The sequence below is a fragment of the Nocardioides humilatus genome (genome assembly GCF_008373755.1).
Classification (GTDB): domain Bacteria; phylum Actinomycetota; class Actinomycetes; order Propionibacteriales; family Nocardioidaceae; genus Nocardioides; species Nocardioides humilatus.
Genome location: NZ_VUJV01000230.1, coordinates 1 through 254 on the forward strand (window position 1 = coordinate 1; position 254 = coordinate 254).

The 254-nt window shown below is 46.1% G+C and carries 1 protein-coding gene; it reads right to left on the bottom strand.

Annotated features, from left to right (window positions below):
• Window positions 1-193, bottom strand: a 193-nt coding sequence (locus F0U44_RS24545; protein ID WP_223163844.1) for a ribosomal eL8 family protein, incomplete at its 3' end; no start/stop codon positions are given.
• Between the last annotated feature and the right edge of the window lie 61 nt (window positions 194-254).

Here is a 254-nt window from a genome sequence, read left to right on the forward strand (position 1 = left end):
TGCGGATATACTTGGGCCATCTTACAAATCTGGACAAGTCCCGAGTTGGCTTTATGCCCTGACCAATGGCAAAGTTCTTTGGCCTCTTCTCGAAGAGAGGATTCACGATCTTCTTGGGCTCAACCTTTTTGACCACCAATGGGGCGGCGGCTACTTTCTTCCCTACCTTCTTCTTAGGCTTCTTCTGCACCATGTTGAACAGTTATTAATTCAGCGATTTAAAGGCCACGAAAAGATACGTGACCTAAATCGTA